The organism is Halorubellus litoreus (assembly GCF_037081675.1).
GTDB classification, from domain to species: Archaea; Halobacteriota; Halobacteria; order Halobacteriales; family Natrialbaceae; genus Halorubellus; species Halorubellus litoreus.
The window spans coordinates 190,486-206,396 of the sequence record NZ_JAZAQL010000003.1 but is presented as its reverse complement, the minus strand read 5'-3'; the positions used below and the strand labels follow the sequence as shown (position 1 = coordinate 206,396).

16 protein-coding genes are annotated in these 15,911 nt (G+C 68.7%); 7 read left to right on the top strand and 9 right to left on the bottom strand.

Features of this window, described 5'->3' with window-relative positions:
• Positions 1-4: 4 nt before the first annotated feature.
• The 5 genes from VYJ16_RS15880 to VYJ16_RS15860 all read right to left on the bottom strand — a co-directional run bounded on the left by VYJ16_RS15880 (position 5) and on the right by VYJ16_RS15860 (position 4,481).
• Complete coding sequence (locus VYJ16_RS15880) at positions 5-1,153, bottom strand: DUF5305 family protein (RefSeq protein WP_336351294.1); 1,149 nt, start codon at positions 1,151-1,153, stop codon at positions 5-7.
• 93 nt (positions 1,154-1,246) lie between these two features.
• Positions 1,247-2,287, bottom strand: coding sequence for a S24/S26 family peptidase (locus VYJ16_RS15875; protein WP_336351293.1), 1,041 nt, complete (start codon positions 2,285-2,287; stop codon positions 1,247-1,249).
• A 15-nt stretch (positions 2,288-2,302) separates the two neighbouring features.
• Positions 2,303-2,854 (bottom strand): hypothetical protein, encoded by a 552-nt coding sequence (locus tag VYJ16_RS15870; protein ID WP_336351292.1) that lies wholly within the window; start codon positions 2,852-2,854, stop codon positions 2,303-2,305.
• A gap of 212 nt (positions 2,855-3,066) precedes the next feature.
• Positions 3,067-4,218 carry a pyridoxal phosphate-dependent aminotransferase gene (locus VYJ16_RS15865; RefSeq protein WP_336351291.1) on the bottom strand — a complete coding sequence of 384 codons (1,152 nt, stop codon included), beginning with the start codon at positions 4,216-4,218 and terminating at the stop codon, positions 3,067-3,069.
• An 89-nt stretch (positions 4,219-4,307) separates the two neighbouring features.
• Positions 4,308-4,481 carry a hypothetical protein gene (locus VYJ16_RS15860; RefSeq protein WP_336351290.1) on the bottom strand — a complete coding sequence of 58 codons (174 nt, stop codon included), beginning with the start codon at positions 4,479-4,481 and terminating at the stop codon, positions 4,308-4,310.
• 79 nt (positions 4,482-4,560) lie between these two features.
• Here VYJ16_RS15860 and VYJ16_RS15855 point away from each other — a divergent pair, with 79 nt between their 5' ends.
• Both VYJ16_RS15855 and VYJ16_RS15850 read left to right on the top strand, forming a co-directional pair.
• Positions 4,561-5,391, top strand: a complete 831-nt coding sequence (locus VYJ16_RS15855) for an HpcH/HpaI aldolase family protein (protein ID WP_336351289.1) — start codon at positions 4,561-4,563, stop codon at positions 5,389-5,391.
• Positions 5,392-6,474, top strand: coding sequence for an MBL fold metallo-hydrolase (locus VYJ16_RS15850; protein WP_336351288.1), 1,083 nt, complete (start codon positions 5,392-5,394; stop codon positions 6,472-6,474). It begins immediately after the preceding gene.
• A 24-nt stretch (positions 6,475-6,498) separates the two neighbouring features.
• Here the strand turns inward: VYJ16_RS15850 and VYJ16_RS15845 are convergent, their stop codons facing one another.
• On the bottom strand, positions 6,499-7,260 hold the full coding sequence (locus VYJ16_RS15845; protein ID WP_336351287.1) for an SAM-dependent methyltransferase: 762 nt from the start codon (positions 7,258-7,260) through the stop codon (positions 6,499-6,501).
• Positions 7,261-7,447: 187 nt separating this feature from the next.
• Complete coding sequence (locus VYJ16_RS15840) at positions 7,448-8,428, bottom strand: winged helix-turn-helix domain-containing protein (RefSeq protein ID WP_336351286.1); 981 nt, start codon at positions 8,426-8,428, stop codon at positions 7,448-7,450.
• A gap of 215 nt (positions 8,429-8,643) precedes the next feature.
• Between VYJ16_RS15840 and VYJ16_RS15835 the strand changes: the two genes are divergently transcribed.
• The 3 genes from VYJ16_RS15835 (at position 8,644) to VYJ16_RS15825 (ending at position 10,728) form a co-directional block, all read left to right on the top strand.
• Entirely contained in the window at positions 8,644-9,276 is a 633-nt protein-coding gene (locus tag VYJ16_RS15835; RefSeq protein ID WP_336351285.1) for a hypothetical protein, read from the top strand.
• A gap of 191 nt (positions 9,277-9,467) precedes the next feature.
• Positions 9,468-9,626, top strand: coding sequence for a hypothetical protein (locus tag VYJ16_RS15830; protein ID WP_336351284.1), 159 nt, complete (start codon positions 9,468-9,470; stop codon positions 9,624-9,626).
• A gap of 7 nt (positions 9,627-9,633) precedes the next feature.
• Entirely contained in the window at positions 9,634-10,728 is a 1,095-nt protein-coding gene (locus tag VYJ16_RS15825; RefSeq protein ID WP_336351283.1) for a YeiH family protein, read from the top strand.
• 179 nt (positions 10,729-10,907) lie between these two features.
• Here the strand turns inward: VYJ16_RS15825 and VYJ16_RS15820 are convergent, their stop codons facing one another.
• A complete protein-coding gene (locus tag VYJ16_RS15820) occupies positions 10,908-11,141 on the bottom strand; it encodes a DUF7385 family protein (protein ID WP_336351282.1) in 234 nt (77 codons plus the stop codon).
• A gap of 115 nt (positions 11,142-11,256) precedes the next feature.
• On the bottom strand, positions 11,257-12,180 hold the full coding sequence (locus VYJ16_RS15815; protein ID WP_336351281.1) for a hypothetical protein: 924 nt from the start codon (positions 12,178-12,180) through the stop codon (positions 11,257-11,259).
• A gap of 561 nt (positions 12,181-12,741) precedes the next feature.
• Here VYJ16_RS15815 and hutU point away from each other — a divergent pair.
• On the top strand, positions 12,742-14,586 hold the full coding sequence (gene hutU / locus VYJ16_RS15810; protein ID WP_336351280.1) for a urocanate hydratase: 1,845 nt from the start codon (positions 12,742-12,744) through the stop codon (positions 14,584-14,586).
• Positions 14,586-15,830 (top strand): imidazolonepropionase, encoded by a 1,245-nt coding sequence (gene hutI, locus VYJ16_RS15805; protein ID WP_336351279.1) that lies wholly within the window; start codon positions 14,586-14,588, stop codon positions 15,828-15,830. Before hutU ends, hutI begins: the two co-directional genes overlap by 1 nt.
• Positions 15,831-15,911: the final 81 nt, after the last annotated feature.

Genomic DNA, 15,911 nt, shown 5'->3' with positions numbered 1-15,911 from the left:
GTCGTCAGTCGCTCGGTCGTTCCCGGTTCTCGGCGGCTTCGAAGTTCTCGAAGTTCGGGAACTCGGTCTCCTCTAAGTCCTCCTTGCGGAGCCCGAACAGTTCCGTGCTTCCGGCGTCCTCGCCGACGTCCGGCGTGAACTTGTACATCACGTCGTTCTCGACGACGATGTACTCCTCGACGGGACGGTGGAAGAGCACGCGGCGGTTCGTGTCGATGGCGAGGTTCACGAGGTCGTTCAGGTTCGTGACCTCGACCGTGTTCACGTCGCCCTGGGGCGTGTACGACTCGACTTCGGTCACCCAGTCCCGGAACCGCTGCCACTGTATCTCGCGAGCGACCTCGTCGGCGTCGATGAACCGACCGCTCACGACGGTCGCGACCCCGAACACGACCGAGGACAACAGGGCGATGATGGCGAGCCAGTTCACGAACGGCGACACGCCACCGCTCGCGTCCGGATTCGCCCCGGTGCGGTGGGTCGCGCGGTCGCTCCCGGTCGGGAGCGCGTACAGCTGGCCGACCGGCTCGATGCCGCCGCCGGTCTGGATGGTGCGCGTGACCGTCCGCCCGGTCGGCGTCTCGTAGGAGTACGTCGCCGTCGCCGCGATGGACACCGACACGGACACGCCGTCGCCGAACTCCGCTTCCAGGTCGTCACGCATCTCGAAGACGTCCTCGATGGGGATGTCGGCGGTGACGTTCGCCGAACTCCGGGGTCGGTCGACCGCGGCGACGACGACGTCCTTCTCGTAGAACCCGCTCCCGTCTCCCGCGGCTCGCGTCGCGGTGTACGTGAGCGTGACGTTGAGGGCATCGAGCGACCCGCGGTCGACGGTCGCGGTCGCGTTCACGGTCGGGTCGCTCGCGTTCCGGCGCGGGTACAGCGACGCGTCCCGGAGCGTCTCGCCCTTCTCGTACGCGTCGGTGTCGTTGCGGACGGTGACGGTCGCGTGCTGTTCGACGCTCGCCGCGTGGAACGACGTCGCCTCGTCGTCGTCGGCGAGCGGGCTGAGTGCGCTCGCCTCCGTCACGAACCCCGTCGTGAGCATCGTCGTGGTGAAGAGCGCGACGACGACGCACGCGACGACGATCGCTTTCGTGTTCGTGGCGAGCGCGTGCTTGAACCGGAGCCACGAGTACGATTCCATCATCGTGGGTCACCGTTCCGTGTCGGGGTCCGCGTCGACCGCGACGGGAACTCGCGACCGAACGTCGCGGACGTGGAGGGGCTTGGATGAGTCATGTCAGTCGAGGTGGGGCGTGTCGGTTCGCTTGCGGCGCCGGCGTCGCTGGATGGCTTTCCGACTCGCTCGAAGCGGGAGTCGCGGGTCGATGAACAGGAGTGCGGCGACGAGGACGGTCCCGCCGATGGGGAGCGCGGCAGCGAACCCGGCGACGAACGGATGCACGTCGACGAGCGTGGCGAGCACCGGCTTGGGGAGCGTCGCCGGGAACGAGTAGACGGTGATGGTGCCCCGCTGCACCTGCGGGTCGTCGACGGGGTCGTTCACCACGGTTACCTCGCGCGTTCCGCCGCTTGCAGCGCTGACGGAGCGGATTCGGAGGTCGCCGTCGACCTCGGCGGTCGTCTCTAGCCCCCAGATGACGGGCGAGGACACCTCGATGGTGCGCTCGCCGACCTCGCCGGGCGCGACGATACCGGGGTTCTCGCCGGTCGCGGTGGTCGTCGTCAGTATCTCCGCGTCGACGCTCGCCGGCGCCGCCACCGTCGCCGCCGGGACGACGACGAGGATGGCGACGGCGAGCACGACGACGTGCACGCGGACGGGGACGGCCGCGACGGTCTCGCGGACCGCCTGCCCGCCCGTCGTCGTGTACAGGAGCGACGCGCCCAGGAGCGCCCAGACGCCGAACGCGAACACCGGATTCGTCAAGACGAGCCCGGCGTAGGGTATCACGAGCGGCTGGCCGAATATCGTCGGGACGGTCCCATAGACCTGGTCGGGCGACACCGGCGGGTCGCCCGCCGCCTGGTCGCTCGCGGCGTTCGCGTCGCCCTGCGTGACGAACGCCTCGCCGTCCGCGGTCCGATCGACGAGCCGATGCAGGACCGCGCGGTCCCGCGTCGGCGTCTCGAACAGCGCGATCTCGCCGACCGTCGGCTCCGTGTCGAGCACGACGACGAGCGAGTGCGTCTCCGCCGTCGGCACCATGCTCCCCGACTCCGGCGTCGCGACCACGACCGGCGCGATACCCGGCGCTATCGCGCCGAGCGTGAGCAGCATCCCCAACGCCATCACGGCGAGTACCGCACCTCGGTTCATGAAGAATGTCTACTGTTAGGCGGTGAACTTCATCGCCCCGGTGATGTCGGAGTTCGACGTCGGGGTCTGGATCTCGATGACGGCGTAGGCCTCGTCGGTGGTCTCGCCGCTCGCGTCGAGCGGGATGTCGAGGGACGACCCGGGCGACGCGGTGCCGACCTTGTTCGAGGAGGACGTGTGGACGTGGATGTTGAAGACGGCGTTGGTGGGGAGGTTCATCGCGCTGCTGGAACCGTCGGTCAGCGCGAGCGTGATGGTCTCGGAGGAGTCAGAGTTGTTCGAGATTTTGAACGCGTACGTCGAGGTCGGTGAGCTGTCGTCGCCGTACCAGAACGTCGAGTCGACGTTGAGTCCGCTGGAACTCGCGTCCGTGTTGATCTGGAGTTTGCCATTGGTCTTGCTGACGGCACCGACGCCGCCGTCTACGAGACCGATGATCGCGCTCGCGTCCGCAGCGACGCTCGAGGTCACGTCACGTTCGACCGTCGCGCTTGTGTACGCTATCGAGCCGACTGTGCTGGCGCCGACGATGCCGGTGGCGCTGAGCAGGAATTCTCTCCTGTGCATTGTCGAACCATATTATCTCTCTTACTGACTTAATCATGTTGGCCAAATCGTGGATTTCTCCTCGATTTAGGCAAATTACAGACGACGTGGCATGGGATACCATGGTCTGCAAAACGGGAAAATTGGGGGTTCAGCCGCTCTCAACGGGAATCACCGTTAAGGACGCAGCTCGAACCGAACGCTCGATACAGTCGGCAAAAATTGCTGACACGCTAAAACGTCGAGAGTCCGGCCTCGAGTCGGTCCAGTCCTTCGCGGAGTCGGGCCCTCGAGTTCGCGAACGACAGCCGGAGGTGGCCGCGGCCGGCGTCGCCGAATCCGCTCCCCGGGGCGAGGACGACGCCGTGCTCGCGCAGCAGGTGCTTGGCGAGCGCGAGCGAGTCGTCGACGCCCGGGTCGAGGAACGCGTAGAACGCGCCCTCGGGGCGCGGTGCGGTCACACCAGGTATCTCTGCGAGGCGGTCGTGGACGAGGTCGCGGCGCTCCTCGAACGCCGCGTACATCTCCTCGAAGGGTTCCTGGGGCCCGGTCAGTGCGGCTTCGGCGGCGGCCTGCGCGACGCTCGACGGGCACGCGGTCGTGGACTCGCGAACCGTCACGACGCGTTCGAGGACGTCCGCGTCGCCGGCGAGCCACCCGAGGCGCCACCCCGTCATCGCGTACGCCTTCGAGCACGAGCCGACCGTGAGGACGTGGTCGGGCTGGCCCGCGTACTCCGCGACGGCGCGAGCGTCGCGGTCGTAGCACAGCGAGAGGTACACCTCGTCCGCGACGACGAACGCGTCGTGGTCGCGGGCGGCGTCGACGACGCGCTGGCAGTCAGCGGGGTCGTAGACGCGCCCCGTCGGGTTGTTCGGCGTCGTCAACACGACGGCGGCGGTGTCGTCGCTCATCGCGTCGACGACCAGGTCCGGGTCGAGGTCGTACCCGGTCTCCGCGGGGAGTTCGACCTCGGTGAACGTGCCGTCGGCGAGCGCGGCCTGCGTCTCGTAGTTCGGCCACGTCGGCCCCGGCGCTAGCAGTTCCTCGCCGGGACCGACAGTGGCGAGAACGGCGAGGAGGAGCGCCTCCATCCCGCCGACGGTGACGCAGAGCTCGTCGACGCCGTAATCGAGGTCGTATCGGTCGGCGAGCACGGTCGAGATGGCGTCGCGGCACGCGACGGTGCCGGCGTTGGGCGTGTAGTGCGTGTCGCCGTCGCGCGCCGCTCGCATCGCGGCGTCGACGACGTGCTCGGGCGTGTCGAAGTCGGGTTCGCCGACCTCGAGGCGGACGAGGTCGCCGTCGTGGGCCTCGGCGAGGTCGTACATGACGCGGATCGAGGAGCGCTCCGGTGCGCGGACGCGCGCCGTCAGCGGTGGCATACGCGCAGCGTCGACCGCTCGCGTGAAAGCCGTTCGCATGGCTCACGGGATTCGCCGGATTCCGACCGCGTTCGGTCCAGACCGCGGATTCAGCGGTTCGAACCGGTCGCGAAGTACGCCGCGCTCGCGTCGTCGAGCGTCGACGTCACGTCGTCGAACGCGGCCGCTCCGCGACGACCGCATCGCCCGCACTCGCCTGGCGGGTCGACGTCGGCGTGCACGGCGTCACAGCGCTCGCAGACGTAGTATCTGAGGGCCAGCACGACCGACTGAACGCGCTGGAGGGGGAAGACGGCACCGGCGACGCGGTCACTTTTGGCGCTGCACGTCGTCGCATTCGGTATGCAACCCGACTTCGCCGACCGACTCCGCGACGGCGACGCGCTCGTCGGCGCGTGGTGTACCGTCGGCCACCCGGTCGTCGCCGAGGTGCTCGCTGCCGAACCCGTCGACTTCGTCGTGCTCGACGGCGAGCACTCCGAGAACGCCATCGGTGACCTCGCGGACTGCGTTCGCGCGGTCGACGCCGCGAACCACCGCGCCAGCCAGCGGAACCCAGATGCGACCGCCACCGCGACCGTCGTGCGCGCGAGCGGCCCTGACCGCGCGGAGATCAAGCGCCTCCTCGACCTCGGCCCTGACGGCATCCTCGTCCCACAGGTCGAGTCGGTCGCCGACGCCCGCGAAGCGGTTCGAGGAAGCCAGTACCCGCCAGAGGGCGTCCGCGGCGTCGCCGGTGGCCGCGCGGCTGACTACGGCCGGACGCTCGACGACGCGGTCGAGACCGCGAACGACGACGTCGCGACCATCCTCCAGATGGAGACCACCGGCGCCATCGACGACGCGGACGCCATCGCCGCGCTCGACGGCCTCGACGCCCTGTTCGTCGGGCCCGCGGACCTCTCCGCGCGCCTCGGCGACTTCGGCGCGTTCGACAGCGACGCGTTCCGCGCCAGCATCGACACCGTCGTCGACGCCGCAAGCACGGCTCCAGGGTCGGTCGCGGTCGGCACGCTCGCGACGAGCCACGAGAACGCGACGCCGCGCCGCGACGACTGGGGGATGGACTTCGTCGTCGCCGGCGTCGACGTCGCGTACCTCCGCGACGGCCTCGCCGGCTACCTCGACGCGCTCGCTAGCGGGGACGAGGCGCCCGATGGAGGTGACGACTGAGTGGTCGACGAGTCGTCGACGGCCGACGACGCTGCGGTGCCTGCGAACCGCGAGCGAGTCGAGCGCGTGCAGGTGTCGACAGCGTACGGGTCGGGGCCGGAGGGCGGGAATAGCGCGTGGGTGCTTCCAGACGCGGGCATCGTCGTCGATCCGGGACCGCCGGGTGATTCGGCGTTCGATAGCCTCCGCGATGGACTCGCTGACGTCGGCCTCCCGGTCGCGGACGTCGAGGACGTGCTCGTGACGCACTGGCACGTCGACCACGCGGGGCTCGCGCCGCGGCTCGCGGACGCGGCGGATGCTACCCTCCGCCTCCACGAGCGTGACGCGCCAATTATCGCGGACTACGCGACTGAGCGAGCGCGACGCGTGGACCGCGACGCGGCGGCGCTCTCGCGGTGGGGCGTCCCCGAGGAGGACGTCGCGTCGCTCCGCAACGCGGACTCGCCGTCGCCGCTGCCCGACGAGACGCCGGTCGAGGCGCTCGCCGCCGGTGACGCCGTGGGGCCGCTCTCCGTCGTCGAGACGCCCGGCCACACCGCCGGACACGTCGCGTTCTCCCTCGACGCCGCGGTCGACGGGGGCAGGGCGGACTCGCGCGTGCTCGTCGGCGACGCGGTCCTGCGGACGGTGACGCCGAACGTCGGCGGCGGCGACACCCGCCAGACGGAACCGCTCGCGGACTACCGGCGCGCGCTCGACCGGCTCGCTGGCGCGGGCTGGCGCGCGCTCCCCGGGCACGGCACCGCGTTCGACCTCGCGCCGCGCCTCGCGGAACTGCGCGCGCATCACCGCGAGCGCGCCGGTCTCGTCGCGGACTCGCTCGCCGAACTCGCCACTGCCGGGGACGACACGGCCGGCGACGCCCCCGGTGTCACCCCGTGGACGGTCGCCCGGGACCGCTTCGGCGACATGAGCGGCTACCACGTCAAGTTCGGTGCGGGCGAAGCGTTCGCGCACCTCCAGGACCTCACGGACCTCGGCGTCGCCGAACGCGTCGCGGACGACCCGTTACGGTTCCAGGCCCGGGACGTCGCCGACGTGAGCGGTCGGATCGACGACGTCTGGCGACGCGAGCACTGACCGGGGTCGCGTCTGGACGCCGCCTCACTTCTCGGCGACGACGAGCAGTCGCTCGGCCTCGTGGTCGTACGCGTCGGCGTCGAGCGTCCCGTACGCGTTCACCGTCTCGAATCCGACTCGTTCGAGGAGCGACGTGAGTTCGTACGCCGAGTAGAGGCGGTGGGAGACGTCGTACTCGCGGACGTCGCCGTCGACGACGAGCCGCCAGGAGTTCTCCATCCACGACCAGTCGTCGGTCACCGTTCGCTCCTCGAGGACGTACCCGTCCTCGAATTCGTCCCACGTGCGGGCTCGGAAGTCGCGAGCGAGCGTCTCCTTGGACGCGAGGTCCATGACGAGCGTGCCGCCGGGGGCGAGCGACGCGTGGAGGTGCTCGGCGACGCGTTCGTCGTCCGCGCGTTCGTCGAAGTATCCGAACGACGTGAAGAGGTTCAGCGCGAGGTCGAACGCGCCGGGTCGCGTGAACTCGCGCATGTCCGCGTCGACGAACGAGACGCGGTCGGCGACGTCCGCGTCGCTGGCGCGCGTTCGGGCTTCGTCGAGGTACGCGGGGGTCGCGTCGACGCCGGTGACGTCGAACCCGCGCTCGGCGAGCGCGACGCTATGCCGCCCCGGTCCGCACGGGAGGTCGAGAACGGAATCGCCCGCGGTCACGTCGACGCCGGGGAGCGCGAGGATGCTGTCGAGTTCCTCGCCGGCGCGCTCGAACTTCTCCTCGGGGAACATCGCGTCCCGGAACGCCTCCCAGAATCTGTCGTCCTCGTGCCACGGTCGGGTGTCGCTCATACCGATAGCGAGGGCGCCCACCGTCCTCCCCTTTTCCACCGTGCAGGTGACTGGTGTCGGACGTGCAGAGCCGGAGCTTTACCGTGCCGTGCCACGGTTGGTCGTCCATCATGGTCGACCAGACGACCGTTCTGACCGTACGCTCGTGATGGTGCAGGTCGGGGTGCTGGACGGGAATCGACGAACGCTACGTGACTGAGAGAACGTCTCCGTTCCCGTCTAGGGTCACCGTGAGCGCGTCGTCGTCGATCTCCAGTTGGACCTCGAGTTCGAACGGGTCCTCGGTGACGACGGTCTGGGCGGCGATGGTCTCCGTCGCGACGCGGAGCCACTCGGGGCCGAACGGGTCGTAGCCGTGGTCGTGGTAGAACGCGGTGACGGTCGGATGCACGACGAAGTGTCGGTCGAGGAATATCCTGGGTGAGAACCCGCAGACTGCACATCGGTGGCGGTACCAGACGAAGAAGATGGTTTGACAGCTCTCGCAGACGGTTCCGTCACCGGGGTCGTGGTCGTCGCAGACCTGTGGTTCGGCGGTCATCCGTCCAGCGCAGTGCGGACAGACGCCGTCGACGATGGTCCGGAACTGATTCCCGACGAAGCTGAACGTGGCGAGGTAGGTCTCGATGGGGTCTCGCGTCTGCATCCCGATTGGTGGCATGGCGTCGGTCAACGAGAGCATCCCTGGTGGTCGTCCGGTACCTGACATGACGCCTTCGCAGTTGGTGCAGCGGACGACGAGGTAGTCCAGGTACGGTTCGACGTTGTAGTCGAGGACGACGTCGCCACCACAGATGGCACAGGGCGTAGGAATCGGTTCTGCGTCGTAGACGACGGCGTCGGCGTATTCGCCCGCGAGGACTGCGGTGACGATGCGTTCGCCTGCTCGCCGGAGCACGTACCCGTCCTCCGTCTGGGTGACGAAGGGGCCGACGAGCTGCTTGAGGTGGTAGTTGAACTGCGAACCGTCCGCCATCCCGACGCGTTTTCGGAGTTCGCTGAAGGGAGTCGGGCGAACGTCCGGGTGTCGGTCGGTGTCTCGCGCCAGGTAGAGCGCTTCGAGGATGCGAAGCCGGGTCTCGTCACCGACCGCGGCGAGAGCCGCTTTCGAGAGAGTTCTGTCGCTATCGACGTCGGGGTGCTGGGTTGCTCTCTCGTTCGGGTTCATCTCTTGGTGTACGTCGCCGTGGAACATAACTCTCGTCGACCGTTCGGGCGGGTAGCATGAAGTGCGCGTTCGGTACTGAGGAGTTACGCCCCGTTCGTGGTACGTATTCGACCTGTCGGTCAGCGAAGGGACGAGAATTTCCGTCCAAATCCCTATAGAAGTTATTTTCAGCTGACACTTATCCTGTTGCGTGCCCTACCCCCACACGAGCATCCATGAGCTATCACGACACCAAACGAATCACGCTCGCACTCGGACTCGCGCTCCTCCTCGCACTCGGAGCAGGCATCGCGAACGACGCCCTCGGAACGAGTTCGGATCACGTCCCGCTCCGTCTCGTCGAACCCCCGGACGTTGACGACCCAACTGGCCGCAACAGCGCCAACTCGACTGATACCGAGGCAGTCCCTGCCGACCCGGCCCGGTCAACGTCGAACGGCGCGCTCGGCAGGTCCACCGAACCCGGCGCAGACGATGCGGGAACGAACGAACCGATCGCGCACGACACGCAATCGAACGACTCGTACACGAATACGGTCTCGTTCACGCACGCTCACGCGACGGTCACGCTGGACTGTGAGGTGCTCGTGGTCGCGGTCTCTCCAGCGAACGTCTCCTACGACCTCGCGCTGACGTACGTCGACAGGACGACCGGGACGCCCATCTGGATGGCTGTCGGGCCACTCAACGGCACCATCGTCGACCCCTTCGGTGAGACCGACTTCCGTCTCCTCGAGGTGAACGTCCAGATGTACGGCGACCCCTGGGCCGGTGTCCAGACGGCAACGGTCGTCGGACCGGACGACTGCGAATCCGTCCGAGGCTCGTCGACGAACGACTCCACCTGAACCCCCCTCTCATTCACCCTCCGCTCGGAGCCGCCGTTTATCCCGACCGCCCCATCCTTCACCGAATACCGCCGGACCGGCCGCGACCGGTCCACGCTCGAAACCGTGACCCGGGACTCGTCGACCGCCGTCGACGCCGACCCCGGACTGGCGACGATGACCAGCATCCCGACGTCGTACTCCCGTCAGGAATGACTCCCGACCCGAGCGGTGACGGCACCGACACGGCCGAGAACGCCCTCGGAGCGGCGATCGAGTACTCGCGAACGCTCGACCGTGAGTGGCCTGCGGTCGCCGTCGCGAGTATCGTCACGTTCATCGTGCAGTTCAGCGTACCCGTCCCGTATTGACCACGCGATGACGGCCGACGAAGACGCCACGTCGTCGGCGCGGTCGACCGTTCGACGGGTAGCACCAGGGGTGGCGTTCCTCGCCGTCCTCGCCGGGGTCGCTCGCGCGGCAGCGGGCGTCGTTCCGGTCGCGAGCGAGCTCGTCGTCGCGGTCGCGCTCGGGCTCGTCGTCGCGAACACGGTCGGCGTCCCCGAGTCGCTCGCGGCGGGCGTGGAGACGCACACGCGCTGGCTCGAGCTCGGTATCGTCCTCATGGGCGCCAGGGTGTCGCTATCGACGCTGCTCTCGACGGGGCCGACGCTCGCCGTGCTGGTCGTCGGCGTCGTCCTCCTCACGCTCGTCCTCGTCGAGGCGCTCGCGAACGGCGTCTTCGGTGTCCGCGGGAAGCTCGGGTCGCTGCTCGCTGCGGGGGCGAGCGTCTGCGGCGTCTCCGCCGCCGTCGGCGTCGCCGGGAGCATCGGCGCGAACGAGGACGACCTCGCGTACGCCGCCGGCACCATCCTCCTCTTCGACGTCGTCACCCTGTTCGCGTACCCCGTCGTCGGCAGTGCGCTCGGGCTCACCGAGCGCGTCTTCGGCGTCTGGGCGGGCCTCACGATGTTCTCGACGGGCCCCGTCACCGCGGCCGGGTTCGCGTTCGGCGACGTCGCGGGGCGCTGGGCGACCGTCACGAAACTCACGCGGAACCTCCTCCTGGGCGTCCTCGTCGTCGGGTACTCGCTGTGGTACGCGAACGCCGATACCGCAGGGAGCGAACGCGACGACGACACCGAGACCGGGCGCGACGACGCCACGACGTCGTCGTCGTCCAGCTTCGCGGGCTCGCTGCGCGCGATCGCGTCGTCGTTCCCGACGTTCGTCCTCGGGTTCTTCGCGGTGGTCGTCCTCACGTCCAGCGCGGTCGTCCCCGACGCCGCGACCGCGAGCATGGAGCGCGCATACCAGGGGCTCTTCCTCGTCGCGTTCGCCGGACTCGGCCTCAGCGTGGACGTCGACGACCTCCGCAGTACCGGCGGCGCACCCATCGCGCTCGTCCTCACCGCCCTCCTCGCGACGAGCGCGGTCGCCCTCGTCGCCGTCCAGACGCTCCTCGGCCCGTGAGCGAATGCGTGCGCGCCCTCGGCCGGAGTCGCCCCTCTCGGTCTTGCTGGACGACGACGTCCTCGGCACGCGGGCCCTCCAGAGAATCGAGCACCACCCGATGGCGGTCGCTGGCGCAGTTCCCGCTGATTGCTCGGCATCACGCTGGACGCCGGGCTCGCACTCCCTCGTCGCGCCGGTCAGCGCTTGTGCGTGAAGATGACGGTCTTGTCGTCGACGTTCCCGACGCAGAGGTCGAGTTGTCGCGAGATGTTGAGGCTCGTCGGGTTCTCCTTGCAGACGACGAGGTCGTCGAAGGGGTCGTCGCACGCGGGGCAGACGACCGAGACGGTGTTCTGGTAGCTCTTCAGGGCGGTGTTCTCCTCGCGGAGCGTGAGCGAGGCCACGAGTTCGTCGAAGTCGACGTCGTCCATACCGGCCTTTCCTGTTGCGTCGACATAAATCCGGGCGGGAACGCCTGGCGTTGCGGGTGCGGGGAGCGCGCTCGTCGCCGCGATCCCATCAACGGAGCGCCTGGGTGCTGCTCGGTCACCTCGGCGGTCCCCGGCCCTGCGTGTAGCTGGCCGGGAACTCGTACTGTTCTCCCGCGACCGTGAGGTCCCGGTAGTACGCGTCGAGCTTCGAGGGCCCGTAGTAGGGGTCGCCGCGACTGATGCCCACGCCGACGACGAGCGCGTCCTCGTACGTCGTCGCGACGCTCGAGTCGAGTCGTTCGAACCGTCTGCCCTCCAGGTCCAGTTGCTTCCACCCGGATGCGTCGAACTCGGCGGTCACGTCGCGCGTGTTCCACTCGCCGAGCTCCCAGTCCTCGGTGAACCCGCCAGAGTCGTCGTTCCGGTCCGCGTACAGCGTCCTGAACACCGCCTGGGTGTCCCTGAACTGCGGCCACGCCCCCTGGGCGTTCGACCCGCTGTTGTCGGGGTCAGTGTCGAGGAACAACCATACGTCGTCGGGCGAGCCGACGCCCTCGTGGTCGGTGTCGACGCCGACGACGTCGGCCTCGGTCGTCCCCCAGTCGTACGCGAATCCCGACGGCGAACCCCCGTCGTCCGCGATATCGGACACGGTCAGCTCGCGCTCGCTGACGTCCACGAGCGACAGCCCGATGTCGAACGTCACCTCGGGCTCCGACGCGCCGCGCCCCTGTCCCGGGGCCGAGGAAACGTGCAGGACGTCGTTCCCCGGAGGAGCGTTGCCGTCGTTGCCCTGTCCGTCGCCGTTGCCCTGTCCGTCGCCGTCGCTGTTCCCCGGCTGCCAGGGGTCCCGGACGCGTTCGAGTGTGGCGGTTCGACTGAGTCCTCTGAACTCCCGGTCGTCGTTGACGGCGATGGCGACGCCGACGCTGTTCGACGAACTATCCTCGACGAGGTTCCATCCGAATTGCCAGAAGCGGTCGCCAAGCGCTGCCAGTCCGGCCGTCCCGACCAGTACCGACCGACGGGTCAAATCCATGGACTGGCTTCGCCGGCCACATTGATTGTTATACTCTTGATAGATGACTCGGACGAGGGGTAAGCACCGCCTCAGTCACATCGCGGACGCGTCGCGACGCGTCGATGACGATTGGTTGTCGAATGTGCCGCGAGAGCGTACTGAGAACCTCCGAACCGTTCACGCCGTCGACACCGGTACGAGTCTCATACGACTCCCCCCGCGGCAACTGAACTCTCGCAAAAGTTCCCGAAAACCTATACTTACATCGGGATACCGACGAGTAGCCATACCACCCCACCCCGCTCGGTTCCGACCGGTCTCCAACACTCGAGGTTCGACCGTGACGAACCGTCACGTGGACGGGGACTCGCCGCACGACGCACCACCGAATGTCGTCACTCCGAAGCTATGACCGTCCGTGCGTTCGCTCCGGGGCGGTGACCGTCCGCACGTGTGCTTCGGCCGCGACGAGCAACCCGGGTGCGAGCACGCTCTGGCCCGAACGACCAGCCGTACTACTTGAATGCCCCTCCTCTTGGTGGGTGAAGGACCAACGGGTTCCCGGTCGAAGTCGAGAGCATGGCTGACAATTCCGGCGGCGGGAACCTGGACGTCGGCGACGTGAGCGAGCAGTACCGCGAGTACGAGGGCGCACCGACCGGGACCGACATCGAGTGCGAGGGCTGGCGGCAGGAAGCCGCGCTTCGCATGCTGAACAACAACCTCGACCCAGAGGTCGCCGAGCGACCCGAGGACCTCGTCGTCTACGGCGGGACGGGTCGTGCGGCGCGGAGCTGGGACGCGTACGACGCCATCATGGCCGAGTTGCGCGACCTCCCCGACGACGAGACGCTGCTCGTGCAGTCCGGGAAACCCGTCGGGCGGTTCGAGACGCACGAACGAGCGCCCCGAGTCCTCATCGCGAACTCGAACCTCGTCGGCGCGTGGGACGACTGGGAGCACTTCCACGAACTCGAGGCCGAAGGGAAGATCATGTACGGCCAGATGACCGCGGGGTCGTGGGCGTACATCGGCACGCAGGGCATCATCCAGGGGACGTTCGAGACGCTCGCGGAAGCGGCGCGACAGCACTTCCCCGAGACGGAGGGCCTCCGGGGAACCATCACCGTCACCGCCGGGCTCGGGGGGATGGGTGGCGCGCAGCCGCTCGCGGTGACGATGAATCACGGCGTCTGCATCGCCGCGGAGGTCGACGACGCCCGCATCGATCGCCGCATCGAGACCGACTACTGCATGACGAAGACCGGCGACCTCGACGAGGCCATCGCGATGGCCGAGGACGCCGCGGAGAGCGGCGACCCGCTCAGTATCGGGCTGCACATGAACGCCGCGGACATGTTCGAGGGGATGCTCGAACGCGGGTTCGTCCCGGACGTCGTCACCGACCAGACGAGCGCGCACGACGAACTCGAAGGGTACTATCCGAGCGGGTACACCGTCGAGGAGGCCGACGCGCTCCGCAGCGAGGACCCCGACGCGTACGTCGAGGAGAGCCTCGACACGATGGAGCGCCACGTGCAAGGCATCCTCGACATGCAGGACGCCGGCGCGATAGCGTTCGAGTACGGGAACAACATCCGCGGGCAGGTCCAGACCCACCGCGGGTTCGAGGAGGCGTTCGACTTCCCCGGGTTCGTGCCGGCGTACATCCGCCCGCTGTTCTGTCGCGGGAAGGGTCCGTTCCGCTGGGCGGCCCTGTCGGGGAACGAGGCCGACATCGCGCGCACCGACGAGGCGGTCCTGGAACTGTTCCCGGAGAAGGACGACCTCGCACGCTGGATCGACCTCGCCCGCGACCAGGTGTCGTTCCAGGGGCTCCCGAGTCGGGTCTGCTGGCTGGGGTACGAGACGACGCCCGTGAGCGAGACGCCGCTGGACGCGACGCACGTCGACGCGGACGCGGAACTCACCGAGCGCGCGCTGTTCGCGCTCCGCATCAACGAACTCGTCGCGAGCGGCGAGATAGCGGCGCCGGTCGTCGTCACGCGCGACCACCTCGACGCGGGCTCGGTCGCGAGCCCGAACCGCGAGACGGAAGCGATGAAGGACGGAACGGACGCGGTCGCGGACTGGCCGATACTGAACGCGCTCGTGAACACCGCCGCTGGTGCGGACATCGTGAGCGTGCACGACGGCGGCGGCGTCGGCATCGGGAACTCGCTGCACACGAACAACCACGTCGTCCTCGACGGGACCGACCTCGCCGCGGAGAAGGCCCGGCGCGTGTTCACGACCGACCCCGGGATGGGCGTCATCCGGCACGCCGACGCTGGCTACGAGGACGCTATCGACGAGGCCGACCGGAGCGGCGTCGCGGTCCCGATGCGCGACCGGAACGAGTCGCCACGCGACTCGGAACGCGCGAGCGGCGGCGCCGCGAGCGAGAGCGGGGGGTCGGACTGATGCCGGGCGGTGAACTCCAGACGGTCGTCCACGACGCTTCGGAGGTCGTCGTCGGGAAACGCGACGGCGCGTGGCCCGGCGAGGGCAGCGAACTCCTCGAGACGTACGAGGACGCAGCGGTCGCGGTCGTCGACGGCGAGATCGCGGCCGTCGGTCCGACCGACGAGGTCCTGCGCGAGTACCCCGCGGAGAACGCCGAGGAGGCGTACGACGCGACCGGGCAGGCGGTCGTCCCGGGGTTCGTGGACCCGCACACGCACGCCGTGTTCGCCGGTGACCGGAGCGACGAGTTCGAGGCGAAGCTGAAGGGGAAGACGTACCAGGAGATACTCGCGGACGGCGGCGGCATCCTCCGCACCGTCCGCGCGGTCCGGGAGGCGACCGAGCGCGAGCTCGCCGCGAACCTCCGCGAGCACCTGGACGCGATGCTCGCGTACGGCACGACGACCGTCGAGGTGAAGTCCGGGTACGGGCTCGACGCCGAGAGCGAACTGAAGCTCCTCTCGGCGGTCGAGACGGTCGCCGCGGACCACGTCGTCGACGTCGTCCCGACGTTCATGGGCGCGCACGCAGTCCCGGAAGGCCAGGATACCGACGACTACGTCGACGACGTCGTCGACGAGCAGATTCCGGCCGCCGCCGAGCAGGGCGTTGCCGAGTACTGCGACGTCTTCTGCGAGGAGGGCGTGTTCTCCGTCGAGCAATCCCGGCGGGTCCTCGAAGCGGGCCGCGACCACGGGCTCACGCCGAAGGTGCACGCCGAGGAGCTCGCGCACATCGGCGGGACGAAGCTCGCGGCTGACGTCGCGGCGACGAGCGCGGACCACCTCCTGCATTCGACGCGCGAGGACGTCGACGCGCTCGTCGACGCCGACGTCGTCCCGGTCGTCCTCCCCGGGACCGCGTTCGGGCTCGGCGCGGAGTACGCGGACGCCGCGGAGATGCTCGACGCGGGCGCTCCGGTCGCGGTCGCGACCGACTTCAACCCGAACTGTCACAGTCGCTCGATGGGGTTCGCGCAGTCGCTCTGTTGCGTCGAGATGGGGATGACGCCCGCGCAGGCGCTCGTCGCCGCCACCGAGCACGCCGCCATGGCGCTCGACCGCCCCACGAAAGGTCGACTCGACGAGGGCGCGCCAGCCGACATGGCGATAGTGGACGCGCCCAGTCACGTCCACGTCCCCTACCAGTTCGGCGAGAACGTCGTCGACGCCGTGTTCAAGGACGGCGCGCGCGTCGCCTGACCCCGGGATTTCTCTTCGCTCCGGGATTCTCGACGGACTCTAGACGGAGTTTGATAAATCGCTTTCATATCAGGTGGCGTC